The 22288-nt window shown below is 44.3% G+C and carries 20 protein-coding genes; 11 read left to right on the top strand and 9 right to left on the bottom strand.

What is annotated here, in order from left to right:
- Positions 1–440: 440 nt before the first annotated feature.
- A complete protein-coding gene (locus F6J94_RS34205; protein ID WP_367142184.1) occupies positions 441–611 on the bottom strand; it encodes a PT domain-containing protein in 171 nt (56 codons plus the stop codon).
- A 628-nt stretch (positions 612–1239) separates the two neighbouring features.
- Positions 1240–1410 (bottom strand): hypothetical protein, encoded by a 171-nt coding sequence (locus tag F6J94_RS09145; RefSeq protein WP_293039261.1) that lies wholly within the window; start codon positions 1408–1410, stop codon positions 1240–1242.
- 477 nt (positions 1411–1887) lie between these two features.
- Between F6J94_RS09145 and F6J94_RS09140 the strand changes: the two genes are divergently transcribed.
- Together F6J94_RS09140 and F6J94_RS09135 are read left to right on the top strand one after the other, a co-directional pair.
- Positions 1888–2052, top strand: coding sequence for a hypothetical protein (locus F6J94_RS09140; RefSeq protein WP_293039259.1), 165 nt, complete (start codon positions 1888–1890; stop codon positions 2050–2052).
- Positions 2053–2223: 171 nt separating this feature from the next.
- Positions 2224–4434, top strand: coding sequence for a tetratricopeptide repeat protein (locus tag F6J94_RS09135; protein WP_367142183.1), 2211 nt, complete (start codon positions 2224–2226; stop codon positions 4432–4434).
- 370 nt (positions 4435–4804) lie between these two features.
- Here the strand turns inward: F6J94_RS09135 and F6J94_RS09130 are convergent, their stop codons facing one another.
- Positions 4805–5755: a DMT family transporter gene (locus F6J94_RS09130; protein WP_293039257.1), complete on the bottom strand. Its 951-nt coding sequence runs from the start codon at positions 5753–5755 to the stop codon at positions 4805–4807.
- An 875-nt stretch (positions 5756–6630) separates the two neighbouring features.
- On the opposite strand from F6J94_RS09130, the gene F6J94_RS09125 reads away from it, so the two are divergent.
- A complete protein-coding gene (locus F6J94_RS09125; RefSeq protein WP_293039255.1) occupies positions 6631–8382 on the top strand; it encodes a VWA domain-containing protein in 1752 nt (583 codons plus the stop codon).
- Here the strand turns inward: F6J94_RS09125 and F6J94_RS09120 are convergent.
- The gene (locus tag F6J94_RS09120) at positions 8339–8491 is read right to left on the bottom strand and encodes a hypothetical protein (RefSeq protein ID WP_293039253.1); all 153 of its coding nucleotides are present in this window, start codon (positions 8489–8491) and stop codon (positions 8339–8341) included. The genes F6J94_RS09125 and F6J94_RS09120 overlap by 44 nt on opposite strands.
- Positions 8492–8505: 14 nt before the next feature.
- Positions 8506–8691: a hypothetical protein gene (locus tag F6J94_RS09115; protein ID WP_293039251.1), complete on the bottom strand. Its 186-nt coding sequence runs from the start codon at positions 8689–8691 to the stop codon at positions 8506–8508.
- 423 nt (positions 8692–9114) lie between these two features.
- Here F6J94_RS09115 and F6J94_RS09110 point away from each other — a divergent pair, with 423 nt between their 5' ends.
- The 3 genes from F6J94_RS09110 (at position 9115) to F6J94_RS09100 (ending at position 13956) form a co-directional block, all read left to right on the top strand.
- Entirely contained in the window at positions 9115–11298 is a 2184-nt protein-coding gene (locus F6J94_RS09110; RefSeq protein WP_293039249.1) for an ATP-binding domain-containing protein, read from the top strand.
- A gap of 480 nt (positions 11299–11778) precedes the next feature.
- Positions 11779–12960, top strand: a complete 1182-nt coding sequence (hpsP, locus tag F6J94_RS09105) for a hormogonium polysaccharide biosynthesis glycosyltransferase HpsP (RefSeq protein ID WP_293039247.1) — start codon at positions 11779–11781, stop codon at positions 12958–12960.
- A gap of 102 nt (positions 12961–13062) precedes the next feature.
- On the top strand, positions 13063–13956 hold the full coding sequence (locus F6J94_RS09100; protein ID WP_293039245.1) for an SPFH domain-containing protein: 894 nt from the start codon (positions 13063–13065) through the stop codon (positions 13954–13956).
- 314 nt (positions 13957–14270) lie between these two features.
- On the opposite strand, the gene F6J94_RS09095 is transcribed toward F6J94_RS09100, so the two are convergent.
- The 4 genes from F6J94_RS09095 to F6J94_RS34200 form a co-directional block, all read right to left on the bottom strand.
- The gene (locus tag F6J94_RS09095) at positions 14271–15728 is read right to left on the bottom strand and encodes a zinc ribbon domain-containing protein (protein ID WP_293020453.1); all 1458 of its coding nucleotides are present in this window, start codon (positions 15726–15728) and stop codon (positions 14271–14273) included.
- 196 nt (positions 15729–15924) lie between these two features.
- Entirely contained in the window at positions 15925–16896 is a 972-nt protein-coding gene (gene chlG / locus F6J94_RS09090; RefSeq protein WP_293039242.1) for a chlorophyll synthase ChlG, read from the bottom strand.
- A 9-nt stretch (positions 16897–16905) separates the two neighbouring features.
- Positions 16906–18006 carry an ArsA family ATPase gene (locus F6J94_RS09085; protein ID WP_293039239.1) on the bottom strand — a complete coding sequence of 367 codons (1101 nt, stop codon included), beginning with the start codon at positions 18004–18006 and terminating at the stop codon, positions 16906–16908.
- A gap of 42 nt (positions 18007–18048) precedes the next feature.
- A complete protein-coding gene (locus F6J94_RS34200) occupies positions 18049–18369 on the bottom strand; it encodes a DUF2862 domain-containing protein (RefSeq protein WP_367142182.1) in 321 nt (106 codons plus the stop codon).
- A gap of 11 nt (positions 18370–18380) precedes the next feature.
- Here F6J94_RS34200 and F6J94_RS09075 point away from each other — a divergent pair, with 11 nt between their 5' ends.
- From F6J94_RS09075 to F6J94_RS09055, 5 genes are all read left to right on the top strand, one after another.
- Positions 18381–18548, top strand: coding sequence for a hypothetical protein (locus tag F6J94_RS09075; RefSeq protein ID WP_293039236.1), 168 nt, complete (start codon positions 18381–18383; stop codon positions 18546–18548).
- 2 nt (positions 18549–18550) lie between these two features.
- On the top strand, positions 18551–19246 hold the full coding sequence (locus F6J94_RS09070) for a bifunctional 2-polyprenyl-6-hydroxyphenol methylase/3-demethylubiquinol 3-O-methyltransferase UbiG (RefSeq protein WP_293039279.1): 696 nt from the start codon (positions 18551–18553) through the stop codon (positions 19244–19246).
- A gap of 20 nt (positions 19247–19266) precedes the next feature.
- On the top strand, positions 19267–20334 hold the full coding sequence (locus F6J94_RS09065; protein WP_293039233.1) for an FkbM family methyltransferase: 1068 nt from the start codon (positions 19267–19269) through the stop codon (positions 20332–20334).
- 3 nt (positions 20335–20337) lie between these two features.
- Complete coding sequence (locus F6J94_RS09060; RefSeq protein WP_293039230.1) at positions 20338–21459, top strand: glycosyltransferase family 1 protein; 1122 nt, start codon at positions 20338–20340, stop codon at positions 21457–21459.
- A 92-nt stretch (positions 21460–21551) separates the two neighbouring features.
- Entirely contained in the window at positions 21552–22181 is a 630-nt protein-coding gene (locus F6J94_RS09055; protein ID WP_293039227.1) for a hypothetical protein, read from the top strand.
- The last annotated feature ends 107 nt before the right edge of the window (positions 22182–22288 follow it).

The raw sequence follows: 22288 nt of genomic DNA, 5'->3' as shown, positions 1-22288 counted from the left end.
AGTTGGTAGTGTGTAGTCGGATTAAAGACTATCAAGCCCTTTCTAACCGTCTCAATTTTCAGAGTGCAGTTAATATAAGAGTGCTTAGTTTAGCACAAATATATGATTACTTGGATAGTGTCGGAGCTGATTTAACGGGATTGAGGACATTAATGGCAGAGGATACAGTATTACAAGAGTTAGCCCAATCGCCCTTAATGCTCAATATTATGACTCTAGCTTATCAGGGAGTAGCAGTTGAAGATTTACCTAAAACTGAGGTAGTAGAAGAACGGCGCTGGCAGCTATTTCATGATTATATCGATAAAATGTTTAAGCGTCGGAAGACTAATCAACAATACGATAATGCGCAAGTAAAGCACTGGCTAATTTGGATGGCCAAGAGGATGGTTGAGGAGTCGCAAACAGTATTTTTAATTGAAAAAATGCAGCCATCTTGGCTAAGAGATAGAAAGCAAAAACGAATTTATAAGTTGATGTTCGGGCTGATGGAAGGGCTGATGGCAGGGCTGATGGGAGGGCTGATGGGAGGGTTGATGCAAGGGCTGATGGGAGGGCTGATGGGAGGGCTGATAGCAGGGCTGATGACAGGGCTGATAGCAGGGCTGGATAAAGAGGCAACGGAAGACATCAAAACAGTTGAAATACTTGATATTAATTGGAAAAAAATCTTGATTGACCGGCTGATGTTAGGGCTGATGTTAGGGCTGATGTTAGGGCTGATGTTAGGGCTGAGGTTCGAGCTGATGTTAGGGCTGATGGCAGGGCTGATGTTCGGGCTGAGGTTCGGGCTGATGTTAGGGCTGATGTTAGGGCTGATGTTCGGGCTGATGTTCGGGCTGGAGAGTTCAGAAATTGAAAGAAAAACAAGTCCAAATCAAGGAATTTGGAAATCAGCTCGTAATGCTATAACTGTATATCTGATGTTCGGGCTGATGTTCGGGCTGATGGTCAGGCTGATGTTAGGGCTGAGGTTAGGGCTGATGTTAGGGCTGAGGTTCGGGCTGATGTTCGGGCTGATGTTCGGGCTGAGGAATGGTGGTGAAGCCTGCATCCAACACTTCAGCCTCCGCCTTGTCCTCTACCGTAACAATTACATCCCTTGGAACTATGCCCGTTTCCTCGATTATGCCGCTGATCGCATTTTCCTACAAAAAGTAGGGGGCGGCTATATTTTTATTCATCGGATGCTGATGGAACACTTTGCGGAGATGGAGCCTGAGAATTAAGAATTTAGAATTAAGAATTGGGAATTGGAAATTCTGACTTCTGACTTCTGACTTCTGACTGGGCAATAACCTGACTAGCAATATTAAACTCAAATTCTAGAGCTTCATACTCGGCTTTAACTTCTGGATTTGCTAGAACTTGGGAGCGAACATCATCCCACTTAATTGTCTTTGCACTCATTTTTTATTCCTCCTGTTTTGGTAATTATAGCGTTTATAGGATTTATGAGGTACGCTTATCAAGCTCAAAGTCCCCCTTGATAAGGGGGACCAACGGGGGATCCATTTGTACCTGATGGCATAGAGAATTGCTATAGTTTATCTATTGGTTAATTAATTATTTTCCTGAGCTAAAAATTCGGCGTTGCTTAATTAATGAACGAATGCGCGATTATCTGGTTTTATTAAAGCCCCCGTTGGTCCCCCAACTTTGGGGGACTTTAAGAGTTTTGTTCCCCCCAGAATTGGGGGGCTAGGGGGGCGAAACCATACCCAGAATCAGCAACGCCAAAAATTCCGCTCTACGAGATTCGGCAATTGGTGGGCAGTGCCTAAAAACGCGATGCTCGGTACGAGCCGCTACGCGATCGCAAACACATCAATCTCACGGCGGCACTGCCCAGCCTACTATTTTCTGTGATTAATCCTTTGGTGGGCAGTGCCTAAAACAAGTGTACCCAAGCAAATCAATCTAACGGCGGCACTGCCCACCCTACTACTTTGGTGGGCAGTGCTTAAAAACGCGATGCTCGGTACGAGCCGCTACGCGATCGCAAACACATCAATCTTACTGCGGCACTGCCCAGCCTACTACTTTCTGTGATTAATCCTTTGGTGGGCAGTGCTTAAAACAAGCCTAGGCAAGCACATCAATCTCACGGCTGGACTGCCCACCCTATTTTATCGTAGCGATAACGTTCTGATCACCACTTAAGGATTTTGTATATTATCATGGGTAGCACTATCACTAGTGATCTACCTCCTTGAATAGGTGGTGAGGATTTCCCGGAGCAATAGAACTTGGATGAACTTGGGTCTTGGACAAACGATCGGTGGACGCTATAAAATTATTCGTCAACTGGGACAAGGTGGATTTGGTCAGACTTTCGTAGCTGAAGACCAACACTTGCCTGGTGAGAATCAGTGTGTGGTTAAGCAGCTCAAGCCAGTAGCCACGGATACCTTGACATTGCAGACCGCTAGGCGACTGTTTGAGACAGAAGCCAAAATACTACACCAGTTGGGAAGTAATGAGCAAATTCCCCAGCTTTTTGCGTATTTTGAAGAAAATAAAGACTTCTATCTGGTGCAGGAATTGATTGAAGGGGAAGACCTCAGCCAGGAACTTGTACCAGGAACCCAGGTCAATGAACATCAGGTGATTTCCCTGTTGCAGGAAATCCTGGAAGTTTTAGAATTTGTTCATCAACGGCATATTATTCACCGAGATATCAATCCTCAAAACATCATTCGGCGTAAATCAGATGGCAAATTAGTACTGATTGACTTCGGTGCGGTTAAACAAGTGAGTACTCAGATCCTGGAAGGGGGCAACACTGGCTTTACGGTTGCTATTGGTACTCCTGGCTATCGACCGAGTGAACAAGCCAATGGTTACCCGCAATTAAGCAGTGATATCTATGCTGTCGGGATGATCGGGATTGTTGGTTTAACCGGTTTACGTCCTCACCAATTGCCCCTTCACCCTGATACAGGGGAAATCACCTGGCATAACCAGATATCAGTAAGTGCTGAATTAGCCGATAGTTTAGATAAAATGGTGTGCTATGATTTCCGAGAGCGTTACCAATCAGCTACCTTAGCCTTACAAGCACTGACTACTATAACTAGTAATAAAACTAGTAATAATAACATAAATACTAACACTACTAAAACTGGCGCTACCTTAGTGTTGGGAATTGCGTCATCTATACAACCCCTGCTCCCTAAACCGCAACGATTCAGACTAAAACGGTACCAAGTGTTAATGTACACCGGGGTGATTGGATTGGGGTTTGCGGCAACGGTTTTTATGGTGAAAGCATTCAGGGGAGCTAATGCTACGGATTGGTATAACCGGGGCGAAACGTTTTTAGAATTGAAGCGCTATGAACAGGCTCTGAACGCTTATAATCGAGCTGTGGAAATCCGAGGGGAATATGCTCCAGCTTGGCAAGGTCAGGGCAAGACCTTGTTTGCACTAAAGTACTATGAAGAAGCTCTAAACGCTTACGACCAAGCGATTCAAATTGAGCCGGATTATAGTGCAGCTTGGAAGGGTAGGGGTAAAACCTTGGAGCAGTTGAAGCGTTATGACGCAGCAATTAAAGCGTTTAATAGCGCCCTGGAACTCCAGCCCAATGACTTGGATGCTTGGATCAGTCTTGGTAATGTCCAGGTTAAGTCCAAGAATTATTTTGATGCGATCGCATCCTTTGACAAAGCCCTTAAACTCAAACCCGATTCTTACCAAGCTTGGTATAGACGGGGCTGGGCATTACATAATTTGCGTCAATATAAAGCAGCGGTACAATCCTACGACCGAGCCTTAGACTACAAACCTAATTCCGCTGAAGCCTGGTATCAGCGGGGTAATGACTTGAGCAATTTGCAAAAGTATAAAGATGCAGCCAAGTCTTATCAGCAAGCTGTTCAATTCCAGCCCAACTTCTACCAAGCTTGGTATAGCTGGGGCAATACCTTAAATAAATTACGGAAATACCAAGAAGCCTTAGGGTCCTTTGAGCAAGCCGTTAAACTCCAGCCTAATTCCTATCAAGCCTGGTACAGTCGCGGTTGGACACTCCATCAAGTCCAGCGATATGAAGATGCCCTGGAAGCTTACTACAAAGCCATTAAACTAAAATCCAAGCCTTACCAAGCTTGGTACAGTCGAGGCAATACCTTCTATAAATTGGAACGATATAAAGATGCGATCGCATCTTACCAACAAGCAGTTAACTATAAACCTGACTACAGCCAAGCCTGGTATAGCCTAGGCAATGCATTAGTTAAAGTCAACCAGTATAAAAAAGCGATCGCTGCTTATGATAAAGCAGTGCGCTACCAGCCAAACTACCGAGACGCTATCAAAGCACGGGATTGGGCAAATCGGGCATTGGAAGCAGAGATTAGGGAACAGGAAACAGGGAATCGGGAATCGGGAATCGGGAATCGGGAATCGGGAATCGGGAATCGGGAATAGGGAATAGGGAATAGGGAATAGGGAATAGGGAAAGAGAGGGAGGTGTGGGGAGTGTGGGAGGTGTGGGAGGTTTGGGGCTTCGGCGCGGGGAATGTCAAGATGAATCTTAACTGGGTTCAGTAGGAATAGCAAGTAGGGTGGGCAGTGCTTCACAGAGATTCATTTGCTAACCATAGAATTGCTAGGCACTGCCCACCAGCTGATGGGTGCATGTCAGTTTTGTTAATCCCTGATTCAGATCCCCCGTTTCCCTTAATAAGGGGGACTTTTCAATCTAATTCCCCCCTTTTTTAAGGGGGGTTAGGGGGGATCTATGTACCTAATTACAAATTTGACATGCTCCCCTAGCTGTTCCCTTTGCTATTACATATTAAGTAGCTTCGGTAGAGCCGATATTATCTAATTCTCCATCTGATTGAGCCAGATAAATCCCAGATAATACGATTATAAACGTCAAGCCATTTAACCAACTCAATTTTTCTGCAAAAATTAGCCAGGCAAATAATGCTGCAATCATGGGTTCCAGCAATAGGATGAGAGAGACAAAGCTAGATGAAAATTGTTTGAGACTATAGAATAATGCACCCAATCCAATTATAGAGCCACAAAGTCCTAGGCCAATAACAGCAGACCATGATGAAAAGGAAGCAGGAAATAGTCTATCTTCAAATAGCAATGTTAATGGTAACAACAATAGGCCACCCAAGGTATAAAGCCATAGTAAAATTGTGCTTGTGTCAAATTTTACTCGGAGATTCTCTGTTACCAAAAGTGTAGCCGCATAGAAAAGGGCAGATAGTAATGCAACGCTGTCCCCTATCAATGTATCTCGATCGATATGAAAATCGTTAAAACCAATTAAGAACGTTCCTCCTAGAGCCAGCATCATGCCGATTAGGAAGCGACGATTAAAGGATTGGCTTAACAGTAACCATCCGCCGACAGCTGCAAAAATAGGAGTGGTGTTGTGGAGAAGATTAGAATTAGCAACACTTGTTTTTGTCAGAGACCAAGCCCACGTCACTAGGCAAATTGAATCTAAGCTAGCAACAAGAAATAAGGAGAAAAAATCCTTTACAGTATAAGCCTTGTTATCAGTGTTATCAGTAGTAGATAAGCGTCCGCTGTGCTTATCCCAAAGTAGTTTGACAACCTTGCCAAGGCCCAACGCTAGGCTGGCAATCCAAAACCGATTAAATATTGTTCCATAAGGGCCCATATCATGTTCTGTTATGCGAGTCAGAATTGGTGAAGACGATAGGGCAAAAATGGCAATTGCTAAGGAAGAAGATCCCCAGATTGCAGAACTTTTAGTAGACATGATCAACTTCCTTAATTAGGGATTATATAGTGGTTGTAAACAGTTGTTTTAAACGATTTGAGGTAGATAATCCTGAATTTTAGACAACAGGAAATAGCGGATCACCAGAAAAGTGGATTACCGGAACCTATAAAAGGATATAGGGAATAGCGAACCAAAAAAAATGACGTCTACCTCCTAATTAGTATAACGTCTCTAAAAAAGGTTAACAACATCAAGGTTAACAACATCAGTATACACCATGGCAAGTAGCCATTGTTTATCTAATTTTATAGGAAGAGAAGTACAGTTTAAGACATAGTATTTTTCTTGAAAGGTATCAGGTAGCTTTGGAGCAGGAAGCCGAAGATATCTTAAGCTTTGCTTCCACTCCTATATCTGTAAAAGTATCATAGAATAAACCCATCTTGTCAATCAACCACGGGTACTTTTCAATAAACCTGGCCTTATGGCGATAGTTGACAATATATTTTATACATATAGTGTTTATTTAATGGTAAAAACACTATGGATATGAATTAACAAAATTAGATCCGTTTACCCTGGGAAATACCATTTAATATAGAGCCTAACGTAAGCATATGCGCTACGCGCACGCTACTTGAGGTGCCGTCAGCCGTCAGTGGTCAGCGTAATTTCCTCCAGATTCATTAGCTGACCATAGGATTCCTAGGCACTGCCCACCAAACGATTAATCTATTCCCGATTCCCGATTCCCGATTCCCCATTCTAAATTCTAAATTCTAACTTCCCGATTCCCGATTCCCGATTCCCGATTCCCGATTCCCGATTAACCGTTACAGAAAGCGCAACACAGACCATCAGCCTTCTGTGGTGGACTAGCTTAGGAATAAGCAATACAGAGGGCAAATCAAATGAACAAATTACTTAGACTATTCCTCCTTTCCGGAATGGTCGCTATCTTGGCACAGCTAACAACAGCTTGCCACAATCAGCGTTCAGCCCAAGAATCAGAAAAAAGCTCTAATCTACCTGTAGCGCAAGACGTAGAACGTGACCAAAGACAGCGCCAATCAGAACTTATGGAATCAGCCCAGGTCGGGAGGTCGGCGGATAGTGTTAATCAGAATTTCAGTAACAGAGTTTTGAGACCCCAAGCCTCAATGCCACTCTCCGGTAGCCCAAATGCAGCCTTGAAAGCAGTTCCTAGTCGCTCAATTCCAGAGCAAGCTATTCCAGAAGTCAGCAACAGAGAAAACTATAGTCCCATTGATGAGAACGCCTTTCAGAGGGTAAAGCATAATCCCCTGTCTACCTTTGCTATTGATGTTGATACCGCCTCCTACAGCAATCTTCGTCGTTTCCTTAATAACGGTCAACTCCCCCCTACTGATGCCATCCGTATCGAAGAATTAATTAATTACTTTAACTACGACTATCCCGAACCAGAAAGCGATCGCCCTTTCTCGATTACCACAGAAATTTCTCAAGCTCCTTGGAATCCCACTCACCAATTAGTTCACATTGGTATCCAAGGGGAAAAGATGGCCATTGAAGATTTACCTCCCAGCAATCTTGTCTTTTTGCTGGATGTCTCCGGTTCTATGAATAGTCCCAATAAGCTTCCCCTGCTCAAAGATGCCTTTCGGATGCTTGTCAATGAATTGAGAGAAGAAGACCAGGTTAGTATTGTCGTCTATGCTGGCGCTGCTGGGGTGGTTTTACCCCCTACTCCAGGCAACGAGAAAGATAAAATCTTAACAGCTATTGAGAATCTCAATGCCGGAGGGTCTACTGCTGGGGGAGCAGGAATTAAACTGGCTTATAAACTCGCCCAGGATAATTTTATTAAATCAGGAAATAACCGAGTTATTCTCGCAACCGACGGAGACTTTAATGTCGGAGTTTCCAGTGATACCGAATTAGTTAAACTAATTGAACAGAAGCGAAAAAAAGGAGTTTTCATAACCGTATTAGGATTTGGTACCGGTAATTTACAAGACTCCAAGATGGAAAAAATTGCTAATAAAGGAAATGGTAATTATGCTTATATTGATAACGAGTTAGAAGCTAAGAAAGTCCTGGTTAACGAAATCGGAGCAACTCTACTCACTATTGCCAAAGATGTTAAGATTCAAGTAGAGTTTAATCCTGCCAAAGTCCAAGGGTATCGTTTGATTGGTTATGAAAATCGGCGGCTGAAGGATGAAGACTTTAATGATGATACTAAAGATGCCGGAGAATTAGGAGCTGGACATACTGTTACTGCACTGTATGAAATTATTCCTGTGGGAGCGAAAACTAATGTCAAATTACCGGATATTGACCCTCTGAAATATCAATCCAATGCTGCTTCAACAACCAATTCCAAAGAATTAATGCAGGTCAAGTTACGTTACAAAGAACCTGATGGTAACACCTCTCAACTCCTGACCTATCCCTTGGTTGATAAAGCAGTCAAGCTAGACGATGCTTCCGATAACTTTAAGTTTTCCGCTGCCGTTGCCAGTTTTGGTATGGTGTTAAGAGATTCTCCTTACAAAGGTAAAGCCAGTTTTGACCAAGCATTAACATTAGCAAAGGAATCCGAAGGGGTAGATTTAGAGGGTTATCGAGCTGAGTTTATTGATTTGGTTGAGAGTGCGCAGGAAATAGGGGATAGGTAATCGGGAATCGGGAATCGGGAATCGGGAATCGGGAATCGGGAAGAAGTAGTTTTCGATGAACAGGAGACAGCTTGGGATTGGTGATCAGACCGACCGGCCCTGCATCCAACACTATGGCTCCCCTCACCAAGTTACACCCTTCATCTCAATTGGGAATAACTCACGCTCCGAGAGTCGATCCTGATCCAATGCATGAATCAAGTACTGACCTGTTTCTTGCTGCTCTTGAATATCCTCATCATCAATCCAGGACTGAAGCAGATTAACCGCTTCAGCTTGCTTTTGCCTTACCAGAATAGAGTTTGCCAAATCTCCCTATCTCCCCATCTCCCCATCTCCCCGCGCCCCTTGAATTCCCTGCACCCTGTATTCCATAGCTGACAATTTGGGAACTCTAGCTTTAGGACTGTATTCAGCAGTATAGCAGTTCTCAATTAGGTGAAGTACTTTCGTCTTGGGTTTTAGGGAGTTTCCGAGCTTGGAGTAGAGAAAGACAGGAAAGTGTGGGAGGTATCGGAGATGTGGCGAGATGGTAACGCGCTATAGCAATACGGATTTAATCTACCGTTTCCCATACTTATGAGGTACACAGGATTTTATCCCGATTCCCGATTCCCGATTCCCGATTCCCGATTCCCTACTCCCTACTCCCTACTCCCTACTCCCTATTCCCTAAAATTGTGTACCTCACCTTAAAAGCGATGTAAATCTTACCAGAGGAAATTAGCCCAAATGTCGGTTATCGATACAGATCAGGGTCGCAAATTTATTACCACTGAACCGATCACAGAAAGTGAAGAAACAGGAAAACAAAGAGTGTGGGATGCCACTCGCAGTGCTTTTTCAGAACGCAATTGTATTGGCTACTGGCGCTATCCTATTTTTTCTAAAGTAGGGGAAATCTCTAAAGAGCCTGATATTTTTATTACTGATCAAGACCTTGGTCTAGTAGTAATTAAAATCCAATCTGTCACTATTGATGAAATTATTACTATTGATGGTGATCAGTGGCAACTCCAAAACTGTTCCACCACTGAAGCACATCCCTACCAACAAGCTGAACATCAGTTAAAAGCAATACTCGCCTTTTGCGATCGCGAACCTGCTATTTGGCGCAAAGTTACCGGAAGGGCGATGATTGCTCTTCCTCTAATTACTCAAGAACAATGGCAACACCACGGTTTTGATCAACTGCCAGACTGTCCTCCCATTATCTTCCAGGACCAACTGGGTAAAGTTGGCTTGCTAGAGTGTATTCAAGAAACTGAATCAGTGATACCAGGAGAAGACATAGATGATCAGCAGTGGAAGTTACTCTTAGCCGTGATCAGCGGAGCACCAATTTTCCGTAAACCTCTGCGTAGCCTAGTCTCTACCGAAGGCAAAACGCGCGCTAATGTTGTAGCCGCTTACACCCAACAACTCTACGAATTAGATATGCAGCAGGAACACATTGGTAAAGAAATCCCTCCTGGGTTTCAGCGGCTGCGGGGGATTGCGGGGTCAGGAAAAACAGTGCTGCTATGCCAAAAAGCTGCTCATATGCACTTGAAGCACCCAGACTGGACGATTGGGTTAGTGTTTTTTAGTCGCACCCTCTACCACTTAATGATTGGGTTAGTGGATCGATGGCTGCGTCGTTTCAGCAATGGCGATATCCAGTATGACCACAAGACTAACCACAAACTGCGAGTGCTTCATGCTTGGGGAGCTAAGGATCAGCCTGGTTTATACAGCACAATTTGCCAGTTAAATGGGGCTAGACCCAAATCCGCTCGGGATACTCGGGAAAGACAGCCCAATCGTGGTTTAGCAGAACTTTGTAAACGGCTATCGGAAGAAATCAACATTGAACCCTGCTTTGATGCCATTTTAATTGATGAAGGACAAGACTTAGTTACTGAAGATTATTTAAAATTCCAGGGCAAACAAGCAATTTATTGGCTAGCTTATCAAGCCTTACGACCCGTTAACCCAGAACAGCCAGAACAACGGCGCTTAATCTGGGCTTATGACGAAGCTCAAAGCCTAGACACCTTAAAAATCCCTACCACAAAAGAACTGTTAGGTGAAAATCTCAGCCGACTTTTGTCACAAGGACCACAATACCCCGGTGGTATTAAAAAATCTGAAGTTATGCGGCGCTGTTACCGCACTCCTGGCTCAATTCTCACCGCTGCTCATGGGCTCGGAATGGGGTTGCTACGTCCTGAGGGCATGCTAACTGGAATTACCAGAAAGGAAGATTGGGAAAAAATTGGTTATGAAGTCAAAGGAAACTTTATTCCCGGTCAACAAATCACCATCCATCGTCCAAAAGAAAACTCCCCCAATCCCGTTCCTGAATTGTGGAGCGCACCAGTATTAGACTTTGAAACCTATGGCTCTCGTCAGGAAGAAATGAGTGCTTTGGCAGATAAGATTATGCATAATCTGGTTGATGATGACCTTAAAGCCAGTAAAGAAATCTTAGTGCTAGCTTTAGGGTCCACTTCCGAAGCAATTGAATTAGAAAATCATGTCGCTGTTGTTTTGATGGAGCAAGACATTGATATTTATATTCCCACGGCATTGGAGTTGAATGAACTAAAGCCTCAATGGCCCCACGTTGATCGCGATCGCTTCTGGAAAGATGGTGGAGTAACCATATCTCGTGTGCCCCGTGCAAAGGGTAATGAAGCGGATATGGTGTATGTGGTCGGTGTTGATAATGTTGCCAGGAAAGAGAGTGATGTCAGTTTGCGTAACCAGCTATTTGTGGCATTAACTAGGGCGCGGGGCTGGGCAAGTGTCAGTGGAGTGGGTGACTATTCCATGTATAGCGAAATCCGCCAGGTCATTGAGAGTGGCGATACCTTCACCTTTACCTACAAGCGACCTCTGAAGCGGGATATTGGTGACCTTGAAGAAGGTTAACCGTCACAACTGTTGAACTTCCGAATAGGGAACAGGAATCCTTAAGCTATCAGCTATCAGCTATCAGCTATCAGCTACCAGCTTTGGAATAAGCGATGCAGAGGTGCGACCCGTGGCGAATTTAATTCGCCTACGGAAAGCGCACCATTACGGTCTTGGGAAGGCAGCGCGGTCTTGGGGGTTCCCCCCATGAGCGACTGCCGTGGTTTCCCCCACTCGCGCTTTGCATCAAGACAACAAGTAAGCATTGGAATAATGCTGAGTTACCTCAAGCGCGTCGTTCGCACAGCGTGGCCATTCGCGTAGCGTGGCCAAAGCCTGTGCCACAAGGCTGACGGCACCTCAAGTAGCGTGAGCTTTTAGCTGACGGCTGAATGCTTACCTAAAGGTTGCTCAATGATGGCGTAAGCTCGTGATTGCTCCTAAGGTTGATTAGGAATAGTGCTATCTTTGACCCAACTTGCTATTAAGAAATATCCCATGCGAATTTTACAAATCGTCCCGTCGATTTCCCTGGTATATGGTGGTCCGAGTCAAATGGTAAAGGGACTATCTCAGGCTCTGGCATCTCAAGGGGTAGAAATTACAGTACTAACTACTAACTCTAATGGGGATGCTGGTCAACCCCCTTTGGATGTACCCCTGGATCAACCAGTAGAACAGGATGGTTATCAGATCAGATACTTCCGTTGCTCTCCCTTTCGCCGCTATAAATTTTCCCTGGGCTTATTACGCTGGCTATGGCAACACGCCTCAGAATTTGACCTTGCCCATATCCATGCCTTGTTTTCCCCAGTCAGTACAGCAGCGGCTACCATCGCCCGAAAACGGGGATTACCCTACCTATTGCGTCCCTTAGGTACCCTTGACCCAGCGGATTTGCGGAAAAAACAACAGCTAAAGCGCATCTATGCCGCACTGTGGGAGAAACCGAATTTAGCTGGAGCAGCTGGTATACACTTTACCAGTCAACAGGAAGCTAAGATTTCGGAACGTTTTGGGACAGCATCCCCTGATATCGTGATTCCCTTAGGAGTAACGCCGCCAATCCAGCAACAACTCCAGCAACCACAAGGGAGAGCACGTACTGAATTGAAGATTCCCCATGACCAACCCTTAGTGTTGTTTATGTCTCGTATTGACCCGAAGAAGGGATTGAATTTACTTATGCCAGCTCTAGAAAAGCTATTAAACGAGGGACTCCAATTTCACTTTGTCTTGGCGGGAACTAATCCTCAAGACCCTAATTATGAAAATACTATCATAGACCAGATCAAGGCTTCAACTCTATCATCAAATACCACCATTACTGGTTTCGTGACTGGTGATTTGAAAGCAGCATTGTTAAAGGATGCGGACGTATTTGTGCTGCCATCTTACTACGAAAACTTTGGGATTGCGGTAGCGGAAGCGATGGTGGCTGGGACAGCAGTGGTGATTTCTGACCAAGTCCATATTTGGGAAAACGTCAAAGATGCTGAAGCAGGATGGGTGAGTGCTTGTGAGGTTCAGGCTTTGACTAGACAGTTACGGGAAGCACTTCAAAATCAGGATGAATGCCAACTGCGGGGAGTCAAGGCTCAGGACTATGCTTTAAAGCACTATAGTTGGAATGCGATCGCACAACAAATGATTCAGGTTTACGGTCAAATTAGTCATTAGTACCCCTACGGGTACTGTCAAACCCCCGATAAACCAAGCAAAATAGATGTATCAGCCAATTAGCTAAAACAACACAGAGCAATACACAAACGATACATGCAAATGGAACGTATTCAGGAAATTCCTACCTTTAAAATTAATGGTTTTGCTGCTCTGGTAGGGATTATTGCGATCGCTAGTTTTGGTGTGTGGTTAGGTAAAGGTCTAGTCGGGTTTTCCAATATCAACGACTTATTTCTCTATACCAACAACTTATTTGGTATTGGTCTAGTGATCGTAGCCTTGGTTGCCGTAAAAGGCTTTCTGACTGTGCAGCCTAACCAAGCCCGAGTGCTAGTGTTTCTAGGGAGCTACGTTGGTAGTGTCCGTACCTCTGGCTTTTGGTGGGTTAACCCTTTCGCCTCCAAGCAACTGGTTTCTCTACGAGTGCGTAATTTCAACAGCGATAAGCTGAAGGTAAATGACGCGAAAGGGAACCCCATTGAGATTGCTGCGGTAGTTGTCTGGCGAGTTGTAGACTCAGCCAAAGCCACGTTTGACGTCAATTCCTATGTAGATTTTGTTGCCATCCAAAGTGAGACCGCTATCCGTGGTTTAGCCAGTCGCTATCCCTACGATACTAATCAAGAAAACCTAGCGTCACTAAGAGGCAGCCCCGAAGAGATTGCAGCAGCTCTCAAGGAAGAATTACAGGCTCGCTTGGAGGTGTCAGGTGTCGAGGTGATTGATAGTCGTATTTCCTATTTAGCCTACGCTCCAGAAATTGCCCAAGTCATGCTACGGCGTCAGCAAGCTCAAGCTATTATAGCAGCTCGTCAAGAAATTATCGAAGGTGCCTTGAGCATGGTGGAAATGTCCATCAAGCGGCTGAACGATCACCAAATTATTGAGCTAGACGAGGAAACAAAAGCAGCAATGATTAACAATTTGCTAGTGGTTTTGACTGCTGAGCAAAATATACAACCTGTGGTCAATACTGGTAGTCTTAAACTCTAAGCTATCAGCAATCAGCGATCAGCTATAGCAGAAGTCAGAAGTCAGAAGTCAGAAGCGGTGCGACCCTGGTGATTAAAAATCACCATCAGAATGCGCACCAAGAGAGTCAAACTCTTGCGCTTACTTAGGTTTGAGACTTTTGTCATTTCCTAACTGCCCTGGCGACTGCTATATCAGCTGGGATACTCTTAAACCGTAATAAAACAGGATAAACCCGGATTAAACGGTCAAGGTGCAATGTATTGTTGCCTGAGTAAGGGGTGGTAAGCGCAGTAATTGGAGTTGAACCTCCCACCCATCTTTCTAGGCGTTCCTCACATCCCGGGGAGGAGTTGCTTGAAAGCCTTAGTTTTGCTATGTTTACAATCAAGCCAGCCAAGCTCAACTGCATCAAGCAAACTAAGTCCCATCCCTTTCAAGTAACGCGCGGTACGACGCAACAATACTGCCTGAACCTCGGTCTTGTTCATATACCGAGTAATTTCGAAGTCCGTACCCCGAGCAAGGATGTTCAATGCAGCATTGTGGTCAGCCTGCAACACGACCCCATTGAATCTGGTAAAACTGTCTCCGCTCCGCACCCCCAACAGGGTTCCGGTCACGGAGTCAATTTGCGACGTGTAACTAGGCTGGACTTCTGTGACAACTGACCCAGTCCAATTAGCCCACTTCTGTAAGGAGTCCCGCATTTCCCCCTTCATCCAACTATTCAGTTTGCGGGACATGGTTTTGGACTGGCGTTTATTTTTTATTGGTTGTGTTAAATCTTCCGCAAAAACTTTCAACGATTCACCATTGAAAAGAGACTTAGAAGCGGCTCCTATAATGGCTTTAAGTTCCGATTGGTCTTGCCTATATCGCTTATTTTCCGCCTTTCTACCAAGATTATTCTTCAGTATTCGAGCAGATCTAGATGGATTGAGTTCCTCTAGCTTTCTATGAAGTGCCCATAGTTTCCCTCTCTTGCGATTCTTGGCACATATTCGTTTCTGTTTCTTGGTAGTTTCTTTCCCCAGTCCCTTCCCATGTGCGTGACCATCCGAATCATAGAAAGCTTCGGTGTATCCCTTGTCTACTCCTACACTCTTGAGTTCCGATGGTATTTCTACGGTTCCATGGTCTACTAGAAAATGAATCTCAAATCTTTGCAAAACGTGATTATGTATCAACCGAATCTGTCCTTTCAGTTTTCGGTTAGATCTAACGATTACCTTGTTCCTTTTTCCTCTTCTCAACCCAGCTAACTCTAACTGATAAGTGTTGCGAGAAAGTTGCTTACAGGTATAACCTCCCTGTTGATAGACTATTTGGTTCTTAACCCAAGAATGCCCACGTTGGTATTCCTTCCTGACGAACCTGTGTAGTAGAGGATTTTCTAGGAAAGCTAAAGTTTTGAGCTGTCTACAAAGCTCTTTTCTTCTCTTTTGGTTGTATGTACCAGAGAACCTTTTGTAAATCCTTTTGACAACTGCCTCAGTGCAAGCTGCTTGTTGGGCTGTGATTGCTTTCGCTACATCACTGACCGTCCATTCCATTAGTTTTGAAGGTAGTCCCAGGGATTCGGGAGTCCTAAAACTCCTTACTTCTGGGTACGCCTTTTTCCAATCTAGTCCCCAATGGTTAATACTTCCCAGCTTGTTGTAGGACTCAGCCCTGACGATACCCAGCTTTTTCATTACCTGCAGCAATTCAAGTTCAACCGACTTTGTCATCCCTGCCACAGGGACGACTTGAGTCGATATCCTTTTTGTTACTCCTTCTTTTCTTGGCATCGTTAGAGCTGGGTTCTACACTTCAATTATACTCTAGCGCTAAGGAAATGTCAATATCCATTTTGTGGTATTAAATACCGATTTATCCCTATTTTTAAGGGTTTAATTGCGAGGCGAATTAAATTCGCCACGGGTCGCACCTGAGGTACACAGGATTTTTTCCCTATTCCCTATTCTCTATTCCCTGTTCCCTATTTTAAATGGCTCCATGACCCAAAGCCAAACCAGCAACCAGCATCCCTAGTACCAAAAACGGTTGCGCACTAGCCTGGTATTTGACATCATTTTTCAGGGGGTCACGGAGAAAGTACATATCCTGGAAGGTGATTTGGGGGATGATTAATAGGATCAGGATAGCAGCGTAGAGGTTCTGATGAATGCTGATTAAATAACCAGCAATCCCTGCTTGAAATACATCAATCATCACCACACAAATCCAAGCTGCTGTGGTAACACCAAACATGACCGGTAGGGATTTTAAGCCCAATTCGCGATCGCCTTCCACACTCTTGAAATCATTGACTACTGCAATACCTAACCCTGCCAGGGAGTAGAACAGGGTCAGAATCATAATAGTCAGGTTAAGATGACCAAATAAGCCATGACCTGCCCACCAAGGAAGGGCGATATAGCTGGCACCAAGAGCATAGTTTCCCAGCCAACCATTTTTTTTCAGTTTCAGGGGTGGGGCAGAATAGATATAGGCTAGAAAGGCACCACCTAGGGTAAGACAGGTGAGTGTGGGAAATTCATGACCCGCCCAAACATCGAGTCCGTAGCTAAGAGCGATACCTGCTAGGAGTAGCACCACAATCTGGGTGATCACCTGGGGGATAGAGATGGCTCCTGATGGGATAGGACGGTAAGGTTCATTAATGGCGTCGATTTCGCGGTCATAGAAATCATTCAGGGTTTGGGTATACCCTGCCATCAACGGACCAGAAAGCAACATACAGGCGGCTGCCATCAGAAAGTCTTCCAGTGTCCAAGTGTAGCCACCGGAGGAAGCAGCACCACACACTACCCCCCAGATCAGGGGTATCCAGGTAATTGGCTTCATCAACTGCAGGCGAATCTTCCATAGGTTGCTTTCACCAGGAGCTGCGCCTTTCATACCCAGTAGCTGACGGGTTTTGGCACTTTGTTCAGTTAGATTTTCTTCAGCCATAGCAACTACCTAGAATGAAATTATCAAATAGCCATCTTGAAACTTAGCCCCTTTGACGGATTGACCACTAAGTTGTGGGGGAAGCAGGATATTATGCCGTTGATCCCCCGCTTCAACGGTGACTTCTGGACCGTATTGGGTCAGTTTCACCTGCTTTTTGTTAAAACCTGGTAAGAATAAACGAACGTTGCGACCAGGAATGTCGATAGTCATAGGTCTGGGTGCCTGGGATGCCTGTTTAAAATCTGGCAGGGCATCGATCAGGGATTGCCAATCTTCCCCTGGTGGGGAAGTGGGAAGAGCATTAACGACTAGAGGGGCAAATTCCGATTCTATTGCTGGGGTTACCGGGGTTTGGTTTACCACCACACCACCGACAGTAACACCCACTTGTTGGGCACTACCCCACAGATACTTGGCTGTGGCAATGGCTACGGGGTCATCGGTAGTGACCAGATAGGATGCAACCCGATTGGGATCTGCGATCGCATTTTTTCCATCCTCCAACATATTGTTGGCCTGATTCGTTGATTCACCAGCAAAGTCCTCACTCGTCCATGACACATTTAGGATGGCGCTAGTGACTGGTTGGATAAAGGGGGAAATGGCTTTGCCCAGGTCAGAATCTGCCATGACTTGGCGAAATCTACGACTATACCAACTGATAATTTCTGGCATTCCCAACATTCTCAGGGTAGCTTGAGAGCCGGTGCCATCGTAGATGATCGCGTCATACTGACCGCTTTGGTAGTACTCCCGAAGGGCGTTGAGGGCTAAAGCATGATCCATCCCCGGTAAGATGCCCAGTTCTTGACCATAGACATTTTTTAGGGTAGGCGATCGCAAATATTGCTCCTCTAGCTTTTTGACATCTTCCCAGCTGCGTTCCAGTAGTACTGTAGTCATTAGCTGTACTACCCGGAGGTTAGGACTTATTTCCACCGGGTCAGACGTTGGGGATAGCCCCAGCAGCAGTCCAAAGCTAGGACTTGGGTCTTGTCCTACCAGTAGCACTCGTTGACCGAGGCTCGACAGCTGCTTAGCGGCAGCAATTGCCACAGTAGTGCGACCTGTGCCGCCTTTACCCAGAAATGTTAGAATCCGTGCCATAGTGCAAGTCTTTTGCCTCGGTGCGATCGCGTTTATTACAATCTAGTCTACGACTTTCAATTCATCCTCAAAGAACCAGGTAGAGCTGTTGTCCTCAAATTTCACCGTCACGCCAACTCCACTGCCATCGGTCATTTTATAATCTGTGATCGTGCCTATTTGTCCCAGTTTATTTGCGATGTTGTTGCCTACCCGGTCTCTTAGACGAAACACTTTTACTTTTTGCCCAATTTTCATTGCTACTAGATCATACGATAAACCACCCCTCAGTTTACCGGAATGTGTCGCGATCGCATCATGGAAAACTGCCATAAGTTCCACTGCTGCCCCTGGGACTGATCTCAAATCCTGTTGAATACCCATAATCTAAGGAAGTGTCGGAAGTGTCGGAAGTGTCGGAAGTCTGCGCGGGTAGTCTGAGGGGGGTAGAGGTAGCTGCCTCTTGCCTCTGTTCACTACTCCCTACTCCCTACTCCCTACTCCCTACTCCCTACTCCCTTTGCTATACAAGTTTGTTATCAATAATTTTATCGAAATTATAACCATGTTATTTGATGAACCTTACTATATTGCGATTAATCAAGCCCGCTGGGCTGTAGCGGAAAACATTCTCAATCAGCTTAGACTCAATCAGGGATTAAGTTTCACCACTTGCATTGACGTCGGATGTGGTCCTGGTTGGTTTTCTAAAAAGCTAGTGAATTGGGGAGTAAATGTAATTGGTTTAGAGGGGAGACAAGAACTTGTTGAAGAAGCGAGTAAACGGGTACCTGAAGCTAAGTTTTATCAGGTTGATGTTGAATCTACCCCACAGATGTCTCAATTTGCTGGAGCAGACTTAGTGTTTTGCTTCGGCTTGCTCTATCATACAGAAAATCCATTCAAAGTCATTCGTAATTTGCAGTTGTTAACAAAAAAAGTGTTATTTATTGAAAGTATGAATGTCCCCTTAAATGAACCAGTTACCTATCTAGTTGAAGAAGGCAAAAATGAAACCCAGGGCTTAACCTACCATGCCATGATTCCTAGCCGAAGCTGCTTGCTGAAAATGCTCCAAGTTTCAGGATTTCCTTATCTATACGACTATCAGGGTTATGTAGACCATGAAGATTTCTGGGAAACGGAGACCAAGCACCAAAGACGCCGACTATTTTTAGCATCTACAGTAGACTTACAAGTCAGTGATTTAGTTCCCTCACCCGAGATTGTCACACCAAAGTATAATTTTGCTAAACAATAACTAGACGAGTTTACGAATTAATGGATAGTCAGGAAGAGCATTTACCTAGCCATGAGTCCATAAATGAGTTGGATAAGATGGAGATTTATCTTCAGGTATTCCACCATTTTCTGCCTCAGGCGATGGATTTTCCCAACTTGGCGGTACCCTACACCTTGTTTTTGCGATCGCTTCGAGAAAAACTCCATCCAGCAGGGGTCCGGGATATCCAAGCAGTGAATTTGCCATCAGGCTTGACATTCCACGTTGATGTCGGGGATCGACTAGGGTGTGACTTTTTCTATGGCCATTACCAAGAATACTTTGATGCCCAACTCTTTTTAGGTCTGCTCAATGCCAATTCCATTGTGCTAGATGTAGGAGCAAACTTTGGTTACTACGCCGTATCATCAGCTACAAAATTAACTCCCAGCGGTTGTGTTCATGCCTTTGAACCTAACCCAGATGCCTACCAGCTTTTACAACAGAATGTAGAAGTTAACCACTTACAACAGTTAGTTTCTTGCCATGACCTATGCATCGGTGCTGAAGATGGAGAAACAGACTTTTATATTACCCAGGAATCCGCATTTAGTGGTATGGATGATACTAAGCGGTCTGTCTTGCGTGAAAAGCTCAGAATTCCAGTGCGTAGTCTAGACTCCATACTTCCAGAGTTGGGATTATCCCAAATAGATGCTATCAAGATTGATGTAGAAGGATACGAATTTGCGGTATTAAATGGTGCTATGGAAACCATTCAGCGCTCACCAAATCTAGTGATCATGATGGAAGTGAGTGCCAAGAATCTAAATGAGCAGCGACGGGAAGCATTGATGTCCTCGCTGGTGAATCTTTACAATCAAAACCTCCGGGGCTGGATCGTGGATTCTAACCCAAGAGTACTAAAATCTATACCAACTCCAGAAGCAGCACTAACGTTAGGGAGTGCGACAAGCGCTAATTTATTCCTAATGGTTTCTGGCTCAGAGCGTGAACATCAATTGAGTAAAGTATATCATAATTTAGAGACACAGGAAGATAGTGATAAACTAAAAGAACCTGATATTATTTCTATAAAAACCATGTCACATCGGGGGCTTGGGTAATCGGTGGATATTCTCTACGACCATCAAATGTTTGCTATCCAGAAATTTGGTGGTATATCCCGAATTTTTATTGAGTTAATCCGAGAGTTATCGCCCAACTCTGACTGCTCAATTCATTGGCATCGTGGCATCAAGAGCGATGGGTATGATATTTCAGAGTATCGCGATCAACTCACCGGATATGGGGTGATACCAAAATTGCCCTTTCCAACAGGTAAGGCTATTAATGACACTATCAATAAACTCTCCTTTCAATGGTTTGTCAGTAGATTCGGTAGACAATATGATATCTATCATCCTACCTACTATGATGCTGACTTAGTCGAGATTGTTAACCCTAAGAAACTTGTGATAACGATCCATGATATGATTCCGGAGAAATTTTTATCAGGGCAAGCTAAGTTTCAGCAATTAATTAAAAATAAGCAGCAGCTAGTTGAACAAGCCGATTTAATTTTTGTCGCTTCCGAAAATACCCGAAATGATCTAGTAGAATTATTGGGAGTTAATCCGGAAAAAACTAAAGTAACCTATTGGGCAAGTCGCATTAAAGACGCTAACGAATGTGAGTTACCAAAGGATTGCCTTAGTCAGCCTTACTTCCTTTATGTGGGAACTCGTTCAAAATATAAAAATTTTGAAATAGTCCTCAAAGCGTTTGCTGCTAGTGCTAAATTACGGGATAATTTCAAATTAGTTTGTTTTGGGGGTTCCTGTGATTTTTTGGAATCAGAATTAAGGGTTATGGAAGACCATCATATGCGGCAAAATTTCATCTATCTTAGGGGTGATGATGCCCTACTCAAAACCCTATACCGTAACGCCCAAGCCCTAATTTATACCAGCCGCTATGAAGGATTTGGTTTACCGCCCCTAGAGGCAATGGAATGCCAATGTCCAGTTATCTGCTGCTTAACCTCTTCCTTGCCTGAGGTGGTAGGAAATGCAGCTTGTTTATTTGAGCCAGATTCTGTGGATGGACTAGTTAACGCTATGGAGATAGTTGTAGAAGACTCAGAACACCGAGCATCTATGATTGAAAAAGGGCGGCAACGTGCTAAGCTTTTCACGTGGCAAAAGACTGCTCAACTGACTTTGGATGGCTATCGTTCAATTAGCTCATGAATCCTGGACACCGCTATCAGTTTGTCAGCAGTATTAGTTGCTAATCAAACCCCGAAGACGGTAATATTTGGATCGGTGTGAGGTAATCAGTCATGAATAAACAGGATTCAGTTATAGAACAAATTAAACAAGACCGAAAGATTCGAGCAGGAGATGATCCACGAAGGTTAGAGCATTTTGGGTTTAAGGTACACTCTCAATCGGATGAAGACGGCATTATAGAAGAAATCTTTAATAGAATTGGGATAAAATCAAAGGTTTTTGTGGAGTTTGGAGCAGAAACAGGACGAGAAAACAATAGTCATTATCTTTTAGAAAAGGGATGGACAGGATTGTGGATAGAATCCTTGCCAGACTATGCAAAAACTATTAGAGAAAATTATCAAGATGCCATCGGGGAAGGTCGCTTAAAATTTATCGAAGCGGTAGTTAACGCCGAAAATATTAATAATTTAATTGAAAGGGGTGGTATTACTGGAGAAATTGATTTTCTGTCAGTGGATATTGATAGTAATGACTATTACGTTTATGAGGCTATTTCGGTTATACAACCTAGAGTTGTTTGTTTAGAGCATAATCATTCCTATCCACCACCTCAAGAATGGATCATGCCCTATGACCCTAATTATCGCTGGGATTATAATTCTACGGCTTATGGAGCTTCTCTTGTATCTTTAGAGAAGCTAGCTCGCCGTAAGGGGACCCTAAAATCCCGGCAATAGCATCAGCTTCTGCGAAACCCTCTTCTGCTCGCCAGAAGATCCGACCAATTTCAAAACCGTTGAGTACACCATTGCCTTGCTCGATATTGTACTGACAGGCATCAATA

The organism is Moorena sp. SIO1F2 (assembly GCF_010672755.1).
Taxonomy (GTDB): Bacteria; Cyanobacteriota; Cyanobacteriia; order Cyanobacteriales; family Coleofasciculaceae; genus Moorena.
Note: the sequence above shows the minus strand (reverse complement) of the source record. Positions and strands in the feature narration are given on the sequence as shown.

Bases quoted from the DNA above. Each gene is read 5' to 3' on its own strand.
- F6J94_RS09145 (WP_293039261.1), bottom strand. From the start codon at position 1,410: ATGAGTGCAAAGACAATTAAGTGGGATGATGTTCGCTCCCAAGTTCTA.
- F6J94_RS09130 (WP_293039257.1), bottom strand. From the start codon at position 5,755: ATGTCTACTAAAAGTTCTGCAATCTGGGGATCTTCTTCCTTAGCAATT.
- F6J94_RS09125 (WP_293039255.1), top strand. From the start codon at position 6,631: ATGAACAAATTACTTAGACTATTCCTCCTTTCCGGAATGGTCGCTATC.
- F6J94_RS09110 (WP_293039249.1), top strand. From the start codon at position 9,115: ATGTCGGTTATCGATACAGATCAGGGTCGCAAATTTATTACCACTGAA.
- hpsP (WP_293039247.1), top strand. From the start codon at position 11,779: ATGCGAATTTTACAAATCGTCCCGTCGATTTCCCTGGTATATGGTGGT.
- F6J94_RS09100 (WP_293039245.1), top strand. From the start codon at position 13,063: ATGGAACGTATTCAGGAAATTCCTACCTTTAAAATTAATGGTTTTGCT.
- F6J94_RS09095 (WP_293020453.1), bottom strand. From the start codon at position 15,728: ATGCCAAGAAAAGAAGGAGTAACAAAAAGGATATCGACTCAAGTCGTC.
- chlG (WP_293039242.1), bottom strand. From the start codon at position 16,896: ATGGCTGAAGAAAATCTAACTGAACAAAGTGCCAAAACCCGTCAGCTA.
- F6J94_RS09085 (WP_293039239.1), bottom strand. From the start codon at position 18,006: ATGGCACGGATTCTAACATTTCTGGGTAAAGGCGGCACAGGTCGCACT.
- F6J94_RS34200 (WP_367142182.1), bottom strand. From the start codon at position 18,369: ATGGGTATTCAACAGGATTTGAGATCAGTCCCAGGGGCAGCAGTGGAA.
- F6J94_RS09070 (WP_293039279.1), top strand. From the start codon at position 18,551: ATGTTATTTGATGAACCTTACTATATTGCGATTAATCAAGCCCGCTGG.
- F6J94_RS09065 (WP_293039233.1), top strand. From the start codon at position 19,267: ATGGATAGTCAGGAAGAGCATTTACCTAGCCATGAGTCCATAAATGAG.
- F6J94_RS09055 (WP_293039227.1), top strand. From the start codon at position 21,552: ATGAATAAACAGGATTCAGTTATAGAACAAATTAAACAAGACCGAAAG.